We start from the raw sequence: 18,293 nt of genomic DNA on the forward strand, positions 1-18,293 counted from the left end.
ATGAAAATACAAACCTATGACTCGACTTATGAGAAAAGTTGGGTTTATACAAAGGCTTTGAGTTATCTCTTTTCGCCTTTCTTTGATGATATGAGCCGCAGCAAGGATGAGTTTACTGAAGAGCCTTACCAAGATTCGATTGAGCTCATAGCAGTGGAAGATGATCAGGTTGTAGGGCTTCTAGATATTGGGATTTACACCGAAGAAGCAAGTCATTCTTATCCGTATTATCCGGGAGAAAAGATAGCCTACTTTGCTAATCTGGCTGTCCATCCTGATTTTCAGAATCAAGGGATAGCTAATCAACTCTTTCAAAGTGCTTGGGAGAAACTGCAAGAAAAGAATGTTGAGGCCTTGATCATCTTTACCAGAGACGGAGAACAAGCAAATCACCTCTATCAGAAGTGGGGCGGCAAGCTGATTTGTCAAGATTATTTAGTTGTCGGACGCCCCAAAGGTCAAACATCGTTTTCTTTCAGTGTTGATAGGAAACAGCAGACAATCTGTCTGACAGATAAGTCGGGAAATTCCTTAGGCTATTATCAAAGAGAAGGGCATTATATTGTCTCAAGGAAAGAAGATTTCGAGCATTTTGAGATTGATGAACTTTACAAAGAACATACCTATGTCTTGAAAATCAAATAAGGCATTGGGAGTTTCAGCGAAGAGATAACAGCAGGTTCTTTTATGAGGGCCTGCTTTTTGCTATAATGTAAGCAGCATAAAGTGTTTCGGAGGGAAAATAATGAGAATAAAGCATGCATCAGATTCCTGCACGACTATTTTGGTGGGCAAGAATGCCAGTTACGACGGTTCAACCATTGTGGCTCGTACAGAGGATTCACAAAATGGGGTCTTTACGCCCAAGAAATTTGTCGTAGTGGAGCCACAAGACCAGCCCCGCCATTATCAGTCTGTTTTGACGTCTTTCGAGATGGATCTGCCGGACAATCCAGTCCGCTATACGGCAGTGCCAGATGCAGTTCCCAAGGATGGAATTTGGGGAGCAGCTGGAATTAACAGCTACAATGTTGCTGTCAGCGCAACGGAAACGATTACGACTAATAGCCGCGTACTGGGAGCTGACCCTTTGGTAGAGTCAGGTATCAGCGAGGAAGATATCCTTACGCTGGTTCTCCCCTATATCAAGACGGCACGAGAAGGAGTTCTTCGCTTAGGGAAAATTCTAGAAGAATACGGCACTTATGAGTCCAATGGAATTGCTATTTCTGATGTTGATGAGATCTGGTGGCTGGAGACCATTGGCGGCCACCATTGGATGGCGCGGCGCGTGCCTGATGATGTCTATGTGACCAATCCAAATCAGCTGGGCAGCGATTATTTTGAATTTGACAATCCAGAGCACTTCCTCTGTCATCCAAATCTCAAAAACTTTATCGAGGAAAACCATCTCAATCTGAATTACTCAGATGAGGGCTTCAATCCACGCTATGCTTTTGGCAGCCAGAAGGATAAGGATCGCCATTACAATACGCCGCGAGCTTGGGATATCCAGCGTTTTCTCAATCCAGAAGTGGAGCAAGATCCAAGGAGTTTCTTCATTCCATGGTGCCGCAAGCCATACCGCAAGATTACGATCGAAGATGTCAAGTATGTCCTGAGCAGTCACTATCAGGATTCGCCTTATGATCCTTATGGAGCAGAGGGAGATTACCACAGCAGACGAGCCTTCCGGACTATTGGGATCAATCGGACCAGTCAGACAGCTATCTTGCAGCTGCGCCCTAATCAACCGCAGGAAACGACTGGGATCCAATGGCTATCCTACGGCTCTATGCCTTACAATACAGCCGTTCCTTTCTTTACTCAAGTCTCGACAACACCAGACTACTTTGCCAACACGACGGACAAGGTTTCGACAGATTCTTTCTACTGGGCCAATCGACTGATTGCTGGGCTAGCTGATGCTCATTTTAGCAGTCATGTCGGAGACTTGGATGATTATCAGGAAAAGACCATGGCTTGGGGTCATGAAATGATTGGTCGGGTAGACCGAGCTCTGGCCAAGGGCGAGGATGTGGACTTTGAAGCTGAAAATCAAGTCATGAGCGACAAGGTGCAAGAAGCGACAGACCAGCTCTTGGAGAAAGTACTCTTGGATGCCAGCAATCTCATGACCAACCATTTCTCACTGAGTGACTAAGGTCCTATCCGTAGCAAATATTTTTCTTTCTCTTGTTTTTGGTGTAAAATGTTAACAAAAGTAAGCTATTTAAAGGAGAAGATTTATGGTAGCAGCAGTTACAGATGCAACATTTGCAGAAGAAACAAAAGACGGATTGGTTCTGATTGACTTTTGGGCAACTTGGTGCGGTCCATGCCGTATGCAGGCACCTATCTTGGAGCAGTTGGCAGGGGAAGTCCATGAGGACGAATTGAAAATCCTTAAAATGGATGTGGATGAAAATCCGAATACTGCCCGTGAATTTGGCATTATGTCCATTCCGACCCTTCTGTTCAAGAAAGATGGTCAAGTCGTGAAGCAAGTCGCAGGTGTTCATACCAAAGACCAGCTCAAGGCTATTATCGCCGAATTAAGCTAAGCAAGAAGCCTCTGGGCTTCTTTTTTGTATCAAAAAACGTTTACATGCTTAAATTTTTTTATAAAATATTGACAAAAGGCGAATGTTCTTTTAGAATAATAGAAAATTAATAATCAACACCGAACGAAGTTTTTCAGAAAGAGGTAGGCGCCTCTGACTGTGAAATGGACGGAACTCTGGAGAGACCATGAATGGCACCGAAGGGGCAAGGCGGTTTAGAACCGCTCAAACTCTCAGGTAAAAGGACAGAGCGAAGAGGTAGGGATTTCCCTACTCCAGCACATCCAGAGTACATGTTTTGCATGTGCTCTTTCTTTTTCTCGGTGTGAAAAGGAGCTTATATCATGTTGGAAATATTGAATCGTCTGGATTCTTTTGTTTGGGGTCCGCCCCTGCTCATTTTGCTAGTTGGTACCGGTATCTATCTTAGTTTGCGTCTGGGCTTGCTGCAGATTTTTCGACTTCCGCGTGCCTTTCGGCTAATCTTTGTATCAGACGAGGAGCATCAGGGCGATGTCTCTAGCTTTGCGGCTCTCTGTACGGCTCTGGCTGCGACTGTGGGAACGGGAAATATCATCGGAGTGGCAACGGCCATTAAAACCGGTGGACCGGGGGCACTCTTCTGGATGTGGGTGGCTGCTTTCTTTGGAATGGCGACGAAGTATGCCGAGGGCCTCTTAGCTATCAAGTACCGCCGCAAGGATGCTCATGGTGCTATGGCGGGCGGTCCCATGCACTATATCTTACTAGGGATGGGAGATAAATGGCGCCCGCTGGCTATCTTTTTTGCAATAGCTGGTATCTTGGTGGCTCTCTTGGGGATTGGGACCTTTACGCAGGTCAATTCCATCACAGAGGCCATGCAGAATACCATTCAGCTGCCTCCAGCTGTGACAGCTTCTATCTTGGCTATTTTGGTGGCTCTGGTTATTTTCAGTGGCATCCAGTCTATTGCTCGAGTGTCGACCAAGGTTGTGCCCTTTATGGCAGCGATTTATATCTTGGGGACTGTGACTGTCTTAGCGGTCAATCTAGATCGATTGCTGCCAACTCTCCAGCTGGTCTTTAGCTCAGCTTTTAGTCAGACGGCTGCTGTTGGTGGCTTTGCCGGTGCGACCATTCAGCTGGCCATTCAAAATGGGGTTGCGCGTGGAGTTTTCTCCAATGAATCTGGTTTGGGATCAGCGCCCATTGCAGCGGCAGCAGCTCGGACCAAGGAACCGGTAGAACAGGGCTTGATTTCTATGACCGGAACCTTCATCGACACCCTGATTATCTGTAGTCTGACAGGATTGACGATTCTAATCACAGGAGTCTGGGATGGCAATCTCAACGGTGTGTCCCTGACTCAGGCCGCCTTTGCGACTGTTTTTGCTAATTTTGGTCCGGTCCTGCTTTCAGTCTTTCTGGTCCTGTTTGCCTTTACGACTATCTTGGGCTGGAACTACTATGGTGAGCGCTGCTTTGAGTTTCTCTTTGGGGTTCGCTATATCCGCGTTTATCGCCTGCTCTTTATCCTGATGATTGTCCTCGGTGGTTTTGTAGGATTGGAAGCTGTCTGGATTATTGCAGATATTGTCAATGCCCTCATGGCCTTGCCGAACTTAATTGCTCTTCTGGCGCTCTCTCCTATTGTTATCAGTGAAACAAAGAAATACTTTGACAAGCATCGAAAGAACTAATCTTCGCACATAAAAAAGCCTCTAGCTTTCCGTAATGATGGAAGTCTAGAGGTTTTTTGTCGAAATTAATAGCGTTTTTCTTTTGGCCAGCTGCTCATCTCGGCCACAGCTGTAAAGAGAACATCTGTAGAAGAGTTGAGGGCTGTCTCGCAGGAGTCCTGAATGACACCGATAACGAAGCCGACGCTGACTACCTGCATAGCCAAATCATTGGAAATCCCAAAGAGGCTGCAGGCGACCGGAATGAGCAGGAGAGAACCGCCAGCTACGCCGGAAGCCCCGCAGGCAGAAATTGCCGCTACAATACTGAGAACTAGAGCTGTGCCAAAGTCAACCCGGATACCCAGCGTGTTGACAGCAGCCAAGGTCAGGGTGTTGATAGTGATGGCAGCTCCTGCCATGTTGATAGTGGCTCCCAGAGGAATAGAGACCGAGTAGGTCTCTGGATTGAGCCCCAGATCCCGACAGAGTTTCATATTGACGGGGATGTTTGCCGAAGAGCTGCGCGTGAAAAAGGCAGTTACGCCACTGACTCGTAGACAGCGCCAGACCAAGGGATAGGGATTTTTCCGCAGCATGATAAAGGTAATCAAAGGATTGATAATCAGAGCGACAATCAGCATGCTGGTTATCAAGGCCAGCAACAGGATACCATAGCTTTTTAGAGCCTGAAAGCCCTTGCCGGAAATGGTCGTGTAGACCAGACCAAGAATCCCAAGAGGGGCTAGGTTGATAATCCACTCGACAATCTTAGAAGTAATATCTGCCAAGGTTTGCAGCAGTTCCTTGCTGTGGTGGCTGGCTTCCCGCATGGCAATTCCAAAGATGACAGCCCAGGACAGGATACCAATGTAGTTAGCGGTGATGAGGGCGTTGACGGGATTGTCCACCAGCTGAAGCAGAAGATTGCTGAGGACTTGTCCGATTCCATCTGGCGGAGAAACCTTTTGGGAGGACGAAGCCAACTCTATACTAATGGGAAAGAAGAAGTTGACTAGGACCGCTACCAAGGCCGCCGCAAAGGTTCCTAGGAGGTAGAGTAAGATGACTGTCTTCATATTGCTCTTTTGCCCTTTCTGCTGCTGAGACAGGGCGTTTGCCACCAGAGCAAAGACTAGGAGTGGAGCGATGGCCTTGAGGCTGCCAACGAAGATTTGACCCAGAAGTCCTATGGCTTGTGCTTGGGGGAAGATGATAGCCAGCAGGACACCAATGCCAATCCCGATGGAAATCCGCTTGATTAGATTGGTTTTATTCCAAATGGTGATGAAGCGATGGAGCATGTAAGTTCCTTTCTTGTCTTAGATACTTATTTCATTATACGATAGAAAGGGGGTGAAAGCAACGCTAGGTCGGACTAACCATTCTATGTCTGCGCTGATTGGTCTTTGTGGTATAATGGTAGTAATCTTTTTGGAGGTAGCCTATGTCTAAGACCGGAAATGTCTTTTCCCGCTATATCCAGCAGTTTGACTGGAGCAAGATTGCAGATAACCTTTTTTCCAAGCTGGTCTCTTTACTTCTGCTTTTTATCTTATTTTACATCATTAAGAAAATCCTGCATTTGTCAGTGACCAAAATCATTGCCCCCTCTCTTAAGCTATCCAAGCAGGATGTAGCCAGACAGAAAACCATTACCCGTCTGATTGAGAATCTGCTTAATTATGTCTTGTATTTCCTCTTGATTTACTGGGTTTTATCCATCTTGGGGCTGCCGGTTTCCAGCCTTTTGGCTGGTGCAGGGATTGCCGGGGTGGCCATCGGGATGGGAGCCCAGGGCTTCCTGTCGGATCTGGTCAATGGCTTCTTTATCCTTCTCGAGCGACAGTTAGATGTCGGTGACAATGTTCGCCTGACTAACGGTCCTATCAACATCGCTGGAACAGTAATCAGTGTTGGGATTCGGACGACGCAGGTACGGGACGCGGATGGAACGCTTCATTTTGTTCCAAACCGCAATATCATGGTTGTCAGCAATCTGTCTCGAGGAGATATGCGGGTCTTGATTGACATTCCTATTTATGCCCAGACGGATTTGGACGAGATTTACCGCATCATTGCCAAGGTCAATGAAGAAGCCGTGCCAGAACATCCAGAGATTCTCAAGGAACCGAATATCTTGGGTCCGCAGATGGCTTCAAATGGTCAGTTTAACTTCCGTATCAGCATGATAGTGCAGGGAGGTATGCAGATTGCTATTTACCATATCTTCTACCGTCTTTACCATGAAGCGCTTTTGCGAGAGGGGATTGAACTCCCAACGCTTGGGCCTCTTACAAAAGGCGAGTAATTATTGATTAGAAAGGTCCATATGAATCAGCGAATTCAGCATGAGATTGTCAGTGAGGACAATCTTGTTTACCGTTTAAAACGTCCTCTCCACAAGCAGGGGCTCTTTTGGGCAGCTCTGGTGTCTGGTATTATCATCTTTCTTCTGGCCTTGCTCAGCATTCTCCTCGTCATCACTACGATTGGCCTCATGGAGGAAAATGACCATCTCAAGTCCCTCACAGGCTACCATAACTCGCCTTTAGAGTCCTATAACAGCCATGCTTTTGAAAAAACAGTTGAATTTTCCAGTGGACTTAAGGTGACAGTTCATTCGGCAGTGGAAGACAGCAAGAGAGTCATGAGCGATGAGTCAACAGGAGTAGCTGTCGTTGCGACTATCACGGTTGAAAATACTTCTAAAAAGCCTATTCTGGTCAGTCCTTATGACTTTGGACTATATGACAAGAAGGAAAATGTCTATATTTTGGATGGCTCAACCTTTGACAATACACAAATCGGCACCAATCTGGCGCCAGGCAAGTCCATCCGCTTTGACTTGGTATTTGACGGGGAAGGCGGCGATGAGGATACTTATACCGTGACCTACGAAAATGCTAAGTGGCAAAAGGAGAAAAACAAGCCAAAGCAAGAGAAAAAGAAGGAGCAATAGGGAATATTATCCCATCACATTAACACCTTTGCTACTTTCCTCACTAGATTTGAAAGTGGAGGCAGCAAACTGTATAGATAAAAGAGGATTTGAGGCGAAAGTTTCAAATCTTTTTCTTGATTCTGACCTTAGAGGAGGGTGTATACTGGTGAAAATTAGAAAAGGAGATTACCATGCAAGTCAATATCATTCGTTCTGATAAAGTTTATCAAGAGATGCTCGAGCTGTCTTTAGAAAAGAGAGAAGGTTGTTTTCGGGCTAAGATTTTAGCACCTTTTGCAACAAAATATCAAACACAACACATTCCTCTGAAAGCGAAGTATCCCGGAGGATTTGATGCTTTGTTCCTACTTGGCTTTATGAATCAGCTACCCAGCACTCTGTCAGAAAAGGATAGACCGGCTATTGATGCTCTTAGCTCTGATCAACTCTGGCAAAATTGTCAAGATACCATCAAGAGGAGTATCGGTTTTTTCGAGCAGGCTGGCTATGACTTAGAGGTTGAGGATTACTATTTTACTATTTTGTTGGGCAACCCAGAAAAATCTATGCTACAGCTTAATAAGGGTTACAGTGGAGATGGAGGAATTCCCGGCTACCTCATGCTTAGTCTGCTACCAAATGACTATACTTTACCACGAGTGCAGGCGGCGCTGGCCCACGAGTGCAATCATAATGTCCGCTTCCAATTTATCAAATGGAACCAGCAGACGACATTAGCAGACTGGTTAGTCAGTGAAGGATTGGCAGAGTCTTTTGCTGCTGAACTCTATGGCAAAGAGCTCATTGGACCTTGGGTCACTTCAACTAGTTCCGAGCAGTTAGAAGAGATTAAGACCATCATCTCAAGTCAGCTTCAGCTAACGGGGATGGCGGAAATGGCTCCTTATCTCTACGGTGATGAAATCGCTGAGATTCAAGGTCAAATACCGGTTGGAATGCCCTATGCTGCAGGCTATGCTTATGGCTATCATCTGATACAAGCTTATCTAAAAAAGACTGGCAGGAGCATTATTGAGGCTACGGTGACACCAACGGCAGAGATTTTAGAGGCGACTAAAGACTTTTGGAAATGACACTTTTGCTTGAAAATCTACCAGAACCTGATATAATGTAGGTGATTTCTGGAGGTATCAGTATGCATTATAAAAGAATTGAATTAAAAGTCACAAATCAAGGTATCCATGAGCGCAAGATTTTTCAAGGTGTTAAAATTTTCAGCCGCAGCAAGCTCTCCAAAGATCAGAAAAGCATTCTGACGCAGAAGATTTACCTGACACCGAAGCAAAACATTGTTTACTATCAACGGACAGATGTCAACTATGACCAGAACTGGCATCATAATAAGGACTATTATGAACTAACTTATGGCCAGTTGGACAGAGAAACTGTCTTTAAGGTTTGTCAAGATTTTGACGAACTAAGTCCTTTCCTGGAGAATGAGCTGTTAGAGAAGCTAAAAGAAAAGCAGGCATCAGGCAAATTTTTTGAAAAATTAGATATATAAAAATCCGGCTGCTTTTATAAGCAGTCGGATTTATTCTAGTTTGATAGTGCTTAGACAATACCTTGCGCAATCATAGCATTTGCTACGTTTTCGAAGGCAGCGATATTAGCACCAGCCAGGTAGTCTTTGCCAAGTCCGTAAGTTTCAGCGGTAGTTTTAGCTGTGTTGAGGATGTTGGTCAGGATGTCCTTGAGACGGACAGAGTATACTGGCATCTATTCATCTGGTAAGAGAGATTTTATCATCCAGATATTCATAGCTGGGTGGCCAGCAGCGTTAGAAAGCGGTTGTTTCAATGATGTAAAACCATAGTGTTGATAGACAGCTACGGCCGTAGCTAGTTTAGTAGTGGTTTCTAGATAAAGCTGTTCATAACCTGCTAGGCGGGCTTCTTGGAATATCTGCTTTATCAGCCGACTGGAATAACCTTTGCCACGACTGTTTTTAGTGACATACAGTTTTTGTAATTCGGCAATCTTATCAGACACAGGTGCAAAGCCACCACAGCCAACGAGCTGTCCTTCATCTTCCAGAACAAAGTAAGCTGCCCTTTCTTGATGTTGATAATAGTCGGCCAAATGATCTAGATGAGAATCAAAGTAGACAGTTCCTGGTTTGTCAAGCCCGAATTCTTCTAGGCTGACTCGAATGAGCTGCGCAACAGCTGGATTGTCTCTCACTTCCATTGGCCGTAAGTTCATGATTTGTCCTCCGATAGGATGTATCGACTAGTTAAACAATACCTTGCGCAATCATAGCATTTGCTACGTTTTCGAAGGCAGCGATGTTAGCACCAGCCAGGTAGTCTTTGCCAAGACCATATTTTTCAGCGGTAGTCTTAGCTGTGTTGAAGATGTTGGTCATGATGTCTTTCAAACGTCCATCAACTTCTTCACGAGTCCATGAGAGGCGAAGGCTGTTTTGACTCATTTCCAGAGCGGATACAGCAACACCTCCAGCATTGGCAGCTTTGGCAGGTCCGTAGAAGATACCATTTTCTTTGTAAACAGCGATAGCATCCAGGTCGCTCGGCATATTGGCACCTTCAGATACACAGATAACTCCTTGAGCTACCAAGCGTTTAGCTGCGTCACCATTGATTTCGTTTTGAGTCGCACATGGCAGAGCAATATCATAGTTACCAGCGTAAGTCCAGACAGAACCTTCATGGTAAGTAGCAGTTGCTTTTTCTGCGGCGTATTCTGTCAAGCGGGCACGGCGCTTGTTTTTAACATCTGCCAAGAGGTCAAAGTCGATACCGTTTTCATCAATAACATAACCGTTTGAGTCAGAAACAGAGATAACAGTTGCACCAAGCTCAGTTGCTTTTTGAAGAGCGTATTGGGCTACGTTACCAGAACCAGAAATAACCACCTTCTTGCCAGCAAAGCTTTGGCCGTTAGCCTTGAGCATTTCTTCTGTGTAGTAAACCAAGCCATAGCCTGTTGCTTCTGGACGGATCAAGCTGCCGCCAAATCCAAGAGGTTTACCAGTCAAGACACCAGCATCGAATTGGTTAAGGCGTTTGTATTGGCCATAGAGGTAGCCGATTTCACGTCCGCCGACACCGATATCACCAGCTGGAACGTCAAGAGATGGACCGATGTGTTTTTGCAATTCTGTCATAAAGCTTTGGCAGAAGCGCATCACTTCAGCATCTGTTTTCCCTTTTGGATCAAAGTCAGATCCGCCTTTACCACCGCCGATTGGCAGGCCGGTCAAGACGTTTTTAAAGATTTGCTCAAATCCGAGAAATTTCAAGATACCTTGGTTTACAGTTGGGTGGAAACGAAGTCCGCCTTTATAAGGGCCAACTGCTGAGTTGAATTGTACGCGGTAACCGCGGTTGACTTGTACGTTACCTTCGCGGTCTACCCAAGGAACACGGAAGCTGATAACGCGCTCAGGCTCAGTAATACGCGCTAGGATGTTTTCTTCGATGTATTCTGGGTGTTTTTCAAAAACAGGCTCCAGAGTATTGAGAAACTCTTCAACAGCTTGGAGGAATTCTGCCTCGTGTCCGTTGCGGGCTTGTACGGTCTCGAAAGTGCTTTGGATATATTCTTTAGCAGTTGTCATCTGTCATTCTCCTTTAAATAAAATAGTAAAGCATCCTGTCGGAAGCTGCTTGCAACTTGTGTGACGAGGATGTATTTAAATCTTTAAAACAGGCATCTTTTAAATGTCATATTTTATTACATGGAACATTATAGCAGACTTTTTTTACCTTGTAAAGAAAAAAGTTGAATTTTCTAAAAATTTCCACAATTTGTTTTCTGAAATATTTCAGAAAGCCGACTGATCGAACTGGATGTTTTCCGAACATTAGTCAGGAATTGCCGGTTTAAAAAACGAAAAAGTGGAGTTTGGTGATATAATAGAGGAAATGAGCTAAAGGCACTCGCCTTCAGAAGAAAAAGGAGCGTTTTACTATGGTTTCGATATCTACACAGATTGCTGGTTTTGCATTTGACAACTGCCTGATGAATGCAGCTGGGGTTGCCTGTATGACAAAAGAGGAACTGACGGAAGTCAAAGATTCTGCTGCAGGAACCTTTGTGACAAAGACGGCGACGCTCGACTTTCGTCAGGGGAACCCAGAACCGCGCTATCAGGATGTTCCGCTGGGGTCTATCAACTCCATGGGTCTGCCAAACAATGGCTTAGACTACTATCTTGACTATCTGCTGGAACTCCAGGAAAGTGAACCAAATCGCACTTTCTTCCTCTCTTTGGTCGGTATGTCGCCAGAAGAAACCCACGCCATTCTCCAAAAAGTGCAGGCAAGTGGTTTTAGAGGCATTACTGAGCTCAATCTCTCCTGCCCCAATGTCCCTGGCAAGCCACAGATTGCTTATGACTTTGAAACGACGGAAAAGATCTTGTCAGAAGTTTTTGCTTATTTCACCAAGCCGCTGGGTATCAAGCTGCCTCCTTATTTTGACATCGTGCATTTTGATCAAGCCGCTGCGATTTTTAACAAATATTCGCTCAAGTTTGTCAATTGTGTAAACTCAATCGGAAACGGTCTTTATATAGAAGATGAGTCAGTGGTCATTCGTCCCAAAAATGGTTTTGGAGGTATCGGAGGTCAGTATATCAAGCCGACTGCTCTGGCCAATGTCCATGCCTTTTACCAACGCCTGAAACCGGAAATCCAAATCATTGGTACTGGTGGTGTCCTGACAGGGCGTGATGCCTTTGAGCATATCCTCTGTGGAGCCAGTATGGTGCAGGTAGGAACAACCCTTCATAAAGAAGGAGTGGCAGCTTTCGAACGCATCACCTCAGAACTCAAGGCTATTATGGAAGAAAAAGGCTATGAAAGTCTGAAAGATTTCCGAGGAAAATTGAAGTATATTGAGGAGTAATTAAAATACGACTGTTTCAGATTGAAGAAAGATGTATCTTTCTTCAATCTTTTTTGAAAGCGATGATAATATCTGAGAACTACTGACCTCCACCATTTAAAGGATATCCTAAAACTGTGTTATACTACAAATAAAATAAATTGATAAGATATTTGAAGGGGAAATTACGATGAATAAAATATTCTTATGGAGTGGGCTCAGTATTCTAATAGTTACGGGACTGATTATCATAGGATTTAGTATGTATCAAAACCAGAAGAAGCAAAAGATGATACGCATTGCGACTAGTAGAGAAGCAAGAAAGGTTTATGAAGAACATATGAGAGCGAATGATCCTAATGCTCTAACAAGAGAAGGAGTTATTCAATCTTATGAAATTGATACTGAGACATTAGAATACAATCCGACGGGAGGCCTGATGGTTCGATTGTATTTTAATAACAATAAAGAATTAGACTTTCATTTTGGATTGATAAAAAATGACAATGGGGACTATGAAACATATGGCTATACCGTATCACCTAAATTATCAGCTTTGTTAAAGGAAAACGTTAAATGAGAAAAAAATATGTGAATGAATAAAATCTGCAGACGGTTATGATTGAAGATAACGATAATTCTCTTAATGGTGAAGTAAAAGATTAATATGGCTAAAAAAGTGAAGCAAGTTGCCGGCGAGCAAAAAAATAAATATGATGAGGTTCTGCCTGTATAATAGTAGTTACAGTCAGTAGCAGAAATCATTTTTGAGTTGAATCACTATAAAATTTACTCCTTTTATGAGAAAATAGACGCAAAGAAATGAGGTGTTTTTATGGCAGAAATTTATTTAGCAGGTGGGTGCTTCTGGGGCTTGGAAGAGTACTTCTCCCGCATTGAGGGTGTGGAGCAAACGACAGTGGGCTATGCCAATGGGCAGGTGGAATCAACCAACTACCAGCTGATTCACCAGACGGACCATGCAGAAACAGTTCATCTAATCTATGATGAAGAGCGGGTCAGCCTGCGGGAAATCCTGCTCTATTATTTCCGAGTCATTGATCCTCTGTCGGTCAATAAGCAGGGAAATGATGTGGGGCGTCAGTATCGGACGGGCGTTTACTATACGGATCAAGCCGATAAGGCGGTCATTGAGCAGGTCTTTGCTGAGCAGGAAAAGCAGCTGGGACAAAAGATTGCTGTTGAGCTAGAGCCTTTGCGCCACTATGTCCTAGCTGAGGACTATCATCAGGATTATCTCAAGAAAAATCCCGGTGGCTACTGTCATATCAATGTCAATGATGCCTATCAGCCCTTGGTCGATCCTGGCCAATATGAGAAACCTACAAATGCGGAACTAAAAGAGCAGCTGTCGGAAGAGCAGTACCAAGTGACCCAGAACAGTGCGACAGAGCGCCCTTTCCAGAATGCTTACAATGCCACTTTTGAAGAAGGAATTTATGTCGATGTGACGACTGGTGAGCCTCTCTTTTTTGCTGGAGACAAGTTTGAGTCTGGTTGCGGCTGGCCTAGCTTTAGCCGACCCATTGCCAGAGAAGTTCTGCGATACTATGAAGACAAGAGTCATGGCATGGAGCGGATCGAAGTGCGCAGCCGTTCTGGCAATGCCCATCTGGGCCATGTCTTCACTGACGGTCCAGAAGCAGCAGGCGGCTTGCGCTACTGTATCAACTCAGCAGCTCTGCGATTTATCCCAAAAGAAAAAATGAAGGCAGAAGGATACGGCTATCTGCTGACCTTCATGCAGTAAAAGGGCATAAAATCAACTCAAATGCTTCAATCAGTCATATATTTTTTTTATCACGGCGATAAATTATTTATATAAGCCAAGTCTCCTTTAACATGGTAAAATGAGAAGTAATCTTATAAAATAGAAGATTTAGAATTTTATCCATTAAAGGAGAATAAATGATGAATTTGAAAAAAATCTTTTCAGTCGGCTTAGTCGGCCTTGCAGCCTTGGGTTTGGCAGCTTGCGGAGGCTCTTCTAGTAAGGAGAGCAAATCAGCAGACGGACCTGTAACCGTCAAGGTTGGGGTAATGAGCCTGAGTGATACAGAAGAAGCGCGCTGGAACAAGGTTCAAGAGATTCTTGACAAAGAAAATGCAGGCGTTAAATTAGAGTATACACAGTTTACCGACTACTCTCAGCCTAACCAAGCTCTGCTTGACGGTGATGTGGATATCAACGCTTTCCAACATTACAACTTCCTTGAAAACTGGAACAAAGAGAAGGGAGCAGACCTTGTGTCTGTTGCGGATACCTATATCGCTCCTATTCGTCTCTACTCTGGTACAAAGGACGGCAAAAATAAATATACAGATGTGAAAGACATCCCAGAAAATGGTACAATTGCTGTTCCAAATGATGCGACAAACGAGAGCCGCGCTCTTTATCTTCTTGAATCAGCTGGCTTGATCAAGCTTGATGTTAAAGGTAAGGAACTTGCGACTGTTGCCAACATCAAAGAAAACAAGAAGAATCTGACAATTTCTGAGTTGGATGCTTCTCAAACGCCAGCTTCTCTGACTTCAGCAGATGCTGCAGTTGTCAATAATACTTTCGTCCGCGAAGCAGGTATTGACTACAAGAAGGCCCTCTTCAAAGAAGAAGCCAATGAAAACTCAAAACAATGGTATAACCTGATTGCAGCGAAACCAGATTGGAAGAAATCAGACAAGGCTGACGCAATTGAAAAAATTATCAAGGCTTACCACACTGATGAAGTGAAAAAAGTTATTGAAGAATCATCAGATGGTATGGATCAGCCAGTTTGGTAATTTTTTTCCAGCAGAAGGTCATTGTATTGAATAAATGAAATGATTAAGAAGGGCGGAGATTAGCTTCTCCAGCCCTTTATCTGCTATTATGGTCATTTAGTTTGAACAGTATCTGGCTTTGGGTTAAGTCGGTAAAGATTGCGGCTTATGGCATCACATTTCCCTAGTCAAGTGACAGACGGAAATCAAACTAAAAGGCTACAGAGGATACATCACATATTGGACAAATCAAGGAGTGAATCGGAAATTATGGGCAAAGAAATTATCAAATTGGATCACATTGATGTCGTTTTTAAGCAAAAAAAGCAAGACATTAAGGCTGTAGAAGATGTGACCATTCATATTAATCAGGGTGATATTTATGGAATTGTAGGCTATTCTGGTGCCGGGAAATCTACTCTGGTCCGTGTCATTAACTTGCTGCAGGTGCCGTCTGCTGGTAAGATTACGGTGGATGATACGGTTTTCTATGATCATCATCAGGTTCAACTTACTGCAGCGCAGCTGCGCCAAAAGCGTAAGGATATCGGGATGATTTTCCAGCATTTTAACCTCATGGCACAGATGACGGCCAAGGAAAATGTTGCCTTTGCGCTCAAGCATTCACCTTTATCAGCCGCTGAAAAAGATAAAAAAGTTCATACGCTTTTAGACTTGGTAGGCTTAGCAGATCGGGCGGATAACTATCCTGCTCAGCTGTCTGGTGGTCAGAAGCAGCGGGTAGCCATTGCACGAGCCTTGGCCAATGATCCCAAAATCCTAATCTCGGACGAGTCTACATCTGCTCTGGATCCTAAGACGACCAAGCAAATTTTGGCTCTATTGCAGGATTTGAATCAAAAATTGGGTCTGACTATTGTCCTCATTACCCATGAAATGCAGATTGTCAAGGACATTGCCAACCGGGTAGCGGTTATGCAGAATGGCCGACTGATTGAGGAAGGCTCAGTTCTGGATATTTTCTCTAATCCCAAGAATGAGCTGACCCAAGACTTCATTACGACCGCAACCGGTATCAATGAGGCCATGATTAAAATCAACCAGCAAAAGATTGTGCAAAACCTGCCGGAAAATTCTATTCTGGCACATTTGAAATACTCAGGTGTGGTAACGGACACAGCCATTATAAACGACATTTACAAGCAGTATCAAATATCTGCCAATATTCTTCACGCCAATATTGAGATTTTAGACCATGTACCAGTCGGAGAAATGGTCGTTATCTTATCTGGAGAGACCAAGCAACTGGCGGCGGTGCAGGAAAGTCTGCGCGAAGCAGGAGTAGAGCTGCATGTTCTGAAAGAAGGGAGTAACTAATGCTACAGCTGATTCAACAATTTATGCCCAATGTTTATAGAATGGGCTGGTCTGGGCAGGCTGGCTGGGGAACAGCTATTTACCTGACCCTGTATATGACCATCATTCCTTTCTTTATCGGAGGGATTCTAGGCTTTATCGCTGGTCTCTTGCTCGTCTTGACAGGGCCGAGAGGTATTTTGGAAAATAGACTTGTCTTTTTCGTCCTAGACAAGGTTACCTCTATCTTCCGGGCTATTCCTTTCATCATTCTCCTAGCCCTTATTAATCCCTTTACTCGGATTATTGTGGGAACTGGGATTGGCCCGACTGCGGCCTTGGTGCCTCTTTCGCTGGCTGTTTTTCCTTTCTTTGCCCGTCAGGTTCAGGTGGTCTTATCCGAACTGGACCGAGGAGTCATTGAAGCGGCGCAGGCTAGTGGAGCAACTTTCTGGGACATTGTCGGTGTTTACCTGCGGGAAGGTCTGCCGGACTTGATTCGGGTGACGACTGTTACGCTCATCTCTCTGGTTGGTGAGACCGCTATGGCGGGAGCGATTGGTGCTGGTGGACTGGGAAATGTTGCTCTGACTTATGGTTATCAGCGTTTCAACCATGATGTGACCATTCTTGCGACTATTCTTATTTTGCTGCTCATCTTCTTTATTCAGTTTGTTGGGGATTTCCTGACACGGAAGATTAGTCATAGATAATGATTGACAACTAGGGCCTCAGCTGGGGCTCTTTTTTATGCCATAATTGTATTAAAAGACTTGCGCAATTAGATTAGGCTTGTTATAATAGCTAAAATCTCTTGAAGTCAAGTGTTGGGAAAGTGAGGATATGGCGGATGAAAGCTTATACAAATGTCAATCTAGTGACCTGTGACAGCGCATTTCATGTTTACCGGGAAGGGCTGTTGGTCGTGGAAGATGACCGCATTGCCTACTGCGGTCCCTATGATCAAGCCTGGCTAGGGAAATGCAGTGAAACAGTGGATTATGAAGGGGCTTGGATCATGCCAGGGCTAGTCAACTGCCATACTCACTCGGCCATGGCCTTGCTGCGTGGGATTCGTGATGACAGTAATCTGCATGAATGGCTAGAGGACTATATCTGGCCGGCAGAAAGTCAGTTCACATCGAATCTAACGACCGAGGCTGTCCAGCTGGCTCTGGCTGAAATGCTGCTGTCAGGAACAACAACTTTTAACGACATGTATAATCCTCAGGGAGTAGAGATTGACCGGATTTATCAGACTGTGCGGCAGTCTGGTATGCGTTGCTATTTCTCACCAACACTCTTTAGCTCTGAGGCGGAAACTGCAGAAGAGACTCTGGTTCGTACTCGGGACATTATTGAGAAAATCCTTTCCTATAATGATGAAGATTTTCAGGTCATGGTGGCGCCTCATTCGCCTTATGCCTGTGATGAAGCTCTGCTCAAGGGAAGTCTTGAGTTAGCGCGTGAGCTGGATTTGAAGCTTCATATCCATGTGGCAGAGACCCAGGAAGAAAATAAAATCATTCTGGAGCGCTATGGTAAACGGCCTCTAGCTTTCTTAAAATGCCTGGGCTACTTGGAGCAGCCAGCCATTTTTGCTCACGGGGTTGAGCTCAATCCGTCAGAGATTGCGGATTTGGCGGCTTCTCCAGTCAGCATCGCCCACAATCCTATCAGTAACCTCAAGCTGGCTTCTGGTGTAGCTCCAGTGACAGACTTACTAGTCGCTGGGGTGACCGTTGGCTTAGCGACGGACTCTGTCGCTTCCAATAATAATCTGGATATGTTTGAAGAAGGTCGGACAGCTGCTCTCCTTCAGAAAATGCGGGCAGGTGATGCGACCCAGTTTACGATTGAGCAGGCTTTGAAAGCTTTGACTATTGAAGGAGCCAAGGCGCTGGGCTTGGAGGACAAAATCGGTAGTCTGGAAACGGGCAAACAAGCCGATTTCATTGTCATTCAGCCTAAGGGACGACTTCATCTCTATCCTTTGGAAAATATGCTGTCGCATTTAGTGTACGCAGTCAAAGGTAGCGATGTTCAGGATGTCTACATTGCAGGACAGCAGGTCGTCCGAGACGGCCAAGTGCTGACCGTTGATGTAGGAAGTTTTGGGTAAGAATGAAAGCCGAGTTTTATCTCAGCAAT

The 18,293-nt window shown here is 44.7% G+C and carries 18 protein-coding genes, 1 pseudogene and 1 riboswitch; of the genes and pseudogenes, 15 read left to right on the forward strand and 4 right to left on the reverse strand.

Features of this window, described 5'->3' with window-relative positions:
• From SSV_RS01375 to SSV_RS01390, 4 genes are all read left to right on the forward strand, one after another.
• Nucleotides 1-645, forward strand: coding sequence for a GNAT family N-acetyltransferase (locus SSV_RS01375; RefSeq protein WP_072073371.1), 645 nt, complete (start codon nt 1-3; stop codon nt 643-645).
• Nucleotides 646-745: 100 nt separating this feature from the next.
• Complete coding sequence (locus SSV_RS01380; RefSeq protein ID WP_072073372.1) at nt 746-2,164, forward strand: C69 family dipeptidase; 1,419 nt, start codon at nt 746-748, stop codon at nt 2,162-2,164.
• Nucleotides 2,165-2,249: 85 nt separating this feature from the next.
• Complete coding sequence (gene trxA, locus SSV_RS01385; RefSeq protein ID WP_002898369.1) at nt 2,250-2,564, forward strand: thioredoxin; 315 nt, start codon at nt 2,250-2,252, stop codon at nt 2,562-2,564.
• A gap of 166 nt (nt 2,565-2,730) precedes the next feature.
• A riboswitch (glycine riboswitch) is annotated at nt 2,731-2,823 on the forward strand.
• Nucleotides 2,824-2,908: 85 nt separating this feature from the next.
• Complete coding sequence (locus tag SSV_RS01390; RefSeq protein WP_072073373.1) at nt 2,909-4,246, forward strand: alanine/glycine:cation symporter family protein; 1,338 nt, start codon at nt 2,909-2,911, stop codon at nt 4,244-4,246.
• A gap of 65 nt (nt 4,247-4,311) precedes the next feature.
• Here the strand turns inward: SSV_RS01390 and sstT are convergent, their stop codons facing one another.
• Nucleotides 4,312-5,529, reverse strand: coding sequence for a serine/threonine transporter SstT (gene sstT / locus SSV_RS01395; RefSeq protein ID WP_072073374.1), 1,218 nt, complete (start codon nt 5,527-5,529; stop codon nt 4,312-4,314).
• Nucleotides 5,530-5,672: 143 nt separating this feature from the next.
• On the opposite strand from sstT, the gene SSV_RS01400 reads away from it, so the two are divergent.
• The 4 genes from SSV_RS01400 (at nt 5,673) to SSV_RS01415 (ending at nt 8,694) form a co-directional block, all read left to right on the forward strand.
• Nucleotides 5,673-6,536, forward strand: a complete 864-nt coding sequence (locus tag SSV_RS01400) for a mechanosensitive ion channel family protein (RefSeq protein ID WP_072073375.1) — start codon at nt 5,673-5,675, stop codon at nt 6,534-6,536.
• Nucleotides 6,537-6,557: 21 nt separating this feature from the next.
• Nucleotides 6,558-7,187 carry a DUF4352 domain-containing protein gene (locus SSV_RS01405; RefSeq protein WP_072073376.1) on the forward strand — a complete coding sequence of 210 codons (630 nt, stop codon included), beginning with the start codon at nt 6,558-6,560 and terminating at the stop codon, nt 7,185-7,187.
• Between the two features lie 173 nt (nt 7,188-7,360).
• Nucleotides 7,361-8,263 (forward strand): DUF2268 domain-containing putative Zn-dependent protease, encoded by a 903-nt coding sequence (locus tag SSV_RS01410; protein ID WP_072073377.1) that lies wholly within the window; start codon nt 7,361-7,363, stop codon nt 8,261-8,263.
• A gap of 62 nt (nt 8,264-8,325) precedes the next feature.
• A complete protein-coding gene (locus tag SSV_RS01415) occupies nt 8,326-8,694 on the forward strand; it encodes an EXLDI protein (RefSeq protein ID WP_072073378.1) in 369 nt (122 codons plus the stop codon).
• A gap of 50 nt (nt 8,695-8,744) precedes the next feature.
• Here the strand turns inward: SSV_RS01415 and SSV_RS01420 are convergent.
• The 3 genes and pseudogenes from SSV_RS01420 to gdhA all read right to left on the reverse strand — a co-directional run.
• Nucleotides 8,745-8,891: pseudogene (locus SSV_RS01420) on the reverse strand (NADP-specific glutamate dehydrogenase); the annotation flags it as partial.
• A gap of 18 nt (nt 8,892-8,909) precedes the next feature.
• Nucleotides 8,910-9,395 (reverse strand): GNAT family N-acetyltransferase, encoded by a 486-nt coding sequence (locus SSV_RS01425; RefSeq protein WP_072073379.1) that lies wholly within the window; start codon nt 9,393-9,395, stop codon nt 8,910-8,912.
• A 31-nt stretch (nt 9,396-9,426) separates the two neighbouring features.
• Nucleotides 9,427-10,773, reverse strand: a complete 1,347-nt coding sequence (gdhA, locus tag SSV_RS01430) for an NADP-specific glutamate dehydrogenase (protein ID WP_072073380.1) — start codon at nt 10,771-10,773, stop codon at nt 9,427-9,429.
• A gap of 353 nt (nt 10,774-11,126) precedes the next feature.
• On the opposite strand from gdhA, the gene SSV_RS01435 reads away from it, so the two are divergent.
• The 7 genes from SSV_RS01435 (at nt 11,127) to SSV_RS01465 (ending at nt 18,264) form a co-directional block, all read left to right on the forward strand.
• The gene (locus tag SSV_RS01435) at nt 11,127-12,065 is read left to right on the forward strand and encodes a dihydroorotate oxidase (protein ID WP_072073381.1); all 939 of its coding nucleotides are present in this window, start codon (nt 11,127-11,129) and stop codon (nt 12,063-12,065) included.
• Between the two features lie 169 nt (nt 12,066-12,234).
• Nucleotides 12,235-12,624, forward strand: a complete 390-nt coding sequence (locus SSV_RS01440; protein ID WP_072073382.1) for a DUF1310 family protein — start codon at nt 12,235-12,237, stop codon at nt 12,622-12,624.
• Between the two features lie 255 nt (nt 12,625-12,879).
• Nucleotides 12,880-13,815 carry a peptide-methionine (R)-S-oxide reductase MsrB gene (gene msrB / locus SSV_RS01445; protein ID WP_072073383.1) on the forward strand — a complete coding sequence of 312 codons (936 nt, stop codon included), beginning with the start codon at nt 12,880-12,882 and terminating at the stop codon, nt 13,813-13,815.
• 158 nt (nt 13,816-13,973) lie between these two features.
• Complete coding sequence (locus SSV_RS01450) at nt 13,974-14,846, forward strand: MetQ/NlpA family ABC transporter substrate-binding protein (RefSeq protein ID WP_002896572.1); 873 nt, start codon at nt 13,974-13,976, stop codon at nt 14,844-14,846.
• Nucleotides 14,847-15,095: 249 nt separating this feature from the next.
• Nucleotides 15,096-16,163: a methionine ABC transporter ATP-binding protein gene (locus SSV_RS01455; RefSeq protein ID WP_072073384.1), complete on the forward strand. Its 1,068-nt coding sequence runs from the start codon at nt 15,096-15,098 to the stop codon at nt 16,161-16,163.
• The gene (locus tag SSV_RS01460) at nt 16,163-16,855 is read left to right on the forward strand and encodes a methionine ABC transporter permease (RefSeq protein ID WP_002898357.1); all 693 of its coding nucleotides are present in this window, start codon (nt 16,163-16,165) and stop codon (nt 16,853-16,855) included. Before SSV_RS01455 ends, SSV_RS01460 begins: the two co-directional genes overlap by 1 nt.
• Before the next feature lie 137 nt (nt 16,856-16,992).
• Nucleotides 16,993-18,264 carry a TRZ/ATZ family protein gene (locus SSV_RS01465; protein ID WP_072073385.1) on the forward strand — a complete coding sequence of 424 codons (1,272 nt, stop codon included), beginning with the start codon at nt 16,993-16,995 and terminating at the stop codon, nt 18,262-18,264.
• Nucleotides 18,265-18,293 lie beyond the last annotated feature (29 nt).

It is taken from the genome of Streptococcus sanguinis, from assembly GCF_001078705.1.
Taxonomy (GTDB): domain Bacteria; phylum Bacillota; class Bacilli; order Lactobacillales; family Streptococcaceae; genus Streptococcus; species Streptococcus sanguinis_D.

Coding starts and splice junctions, on each gene's coding strand:
- SSV_RS01375 (WP_072073371.1), top strand. CDS start 1: ATGAAAATACAAACCTATGACTCGACTTATGAGAAAAGTTGGGTTTAT.
- SSV_RS01380 (WP_072073372.1), top strand. CDS start 746: ATGAGAATAAAGCATGCATCAGATTCCTGCACGACTATTTTGGTGGGC.
- trxA (WP_002898369.1), top strand. CDS start 2,250: ATGGTAGCAGCAGTTACAGATGCAACATTTGCAGAAGAAACAAAAGAC.
- SSV_RS01390 (WP_072073373.1), top strand. CDS start 2,909: ATGTTGGAAATATTGAATCGTCTGGATTCTTTTGTTTGGGGTCCGCCC.
- sstT (WP_072073374.1), bottom strand. CDS start 5,529: ATGCTCCATCGCTTCATCACCATTTGGAATAAAACCAATCTAATCAAG.
- SSV_RS01400 (WP_072073375.1), top strand. CDS start 5,673: ATGTCTAAGACCGGAAATGTCTTTTCCCGCTATATCCAGCAGTTTGAC.
- SSV_RS01405 (WP_072073376.1), top strand. CDS start 6,558: ATGAATCAGCGAATTCAGCATGAGATTGTCAGTGAGGACAATCTTGTT.
- SSV_RS01410 (WP_072073377.1), top strand. CDS start 7,361: ATGCAAGTCAATATCATTCGTTCTGATAAAGTTTATCAAGAGATGCTC.
- SSV_RS01415 (WP_072073378.1), top strand. CDS start 8,326: ATGCATTATAAAAGAATTGAATTAAAAGTCACAAATCAAGGTATCCAT.
- SSV_RS01425 (WP_072073379.1), bottom strand. CDS start 9,395: ATGAACTTACGGCCAATGGAAGTGAGAGACAATCCAGCTGTTGCGCAG.
- gdhA (WP_072073380.1), bottom strand. CDS start 10,773: ATGACAACTGCTAAAGAATATATCCAAAGCACTTTCGAGACCGTACAA.
- SSV_RS01435 (WP_072073381.1), top strand. CDS start 11,127: ATGGTTTCGATATCTACACAGATTGCTGGTTTTGCATTTGACAACTGC.
- SSV_RS01440 (WP_072073382.1), top strand. CDS start 12,235: ATGAATAAAATATTCTTATGGAGTGGGCTCAGTATTCTAATAGTTACG.
- msrB (WP_072073383.1), top strand. CDS start 12,880: ATGGCAGAAATTTATTTAGCAGGTGGGTGCTTCTGGGGCTTGGAAGAG.
- SSV_RS01450 (WP_002896572.1), top strand. CDS start 13,974: ATGATGAATTTGAAAAAAATCTTTTCAGTCGGCTTAGTCGGCCTTGCA.
- SSV_RS01455 (WP_072073384.1), top strand. CDS start 15,096: ATGGGCAAAGAAATTATCAAATTGGATCACATTGATGTCGTTTTTAAG.
- SSV_RS01460 (WP_002898357.1), top strand. CDS start 16,163: ATGCTACAGCTGATTCAACAATTTATGCCCAATGTTTATAGAATGGGC.
- SSV_RS01465 (WP_072073385.1), top strand. CDS start 16,993: ATGAAAGCTTATACAAATGTCAATCTAGTGACCTGTGACAGCGCATTT.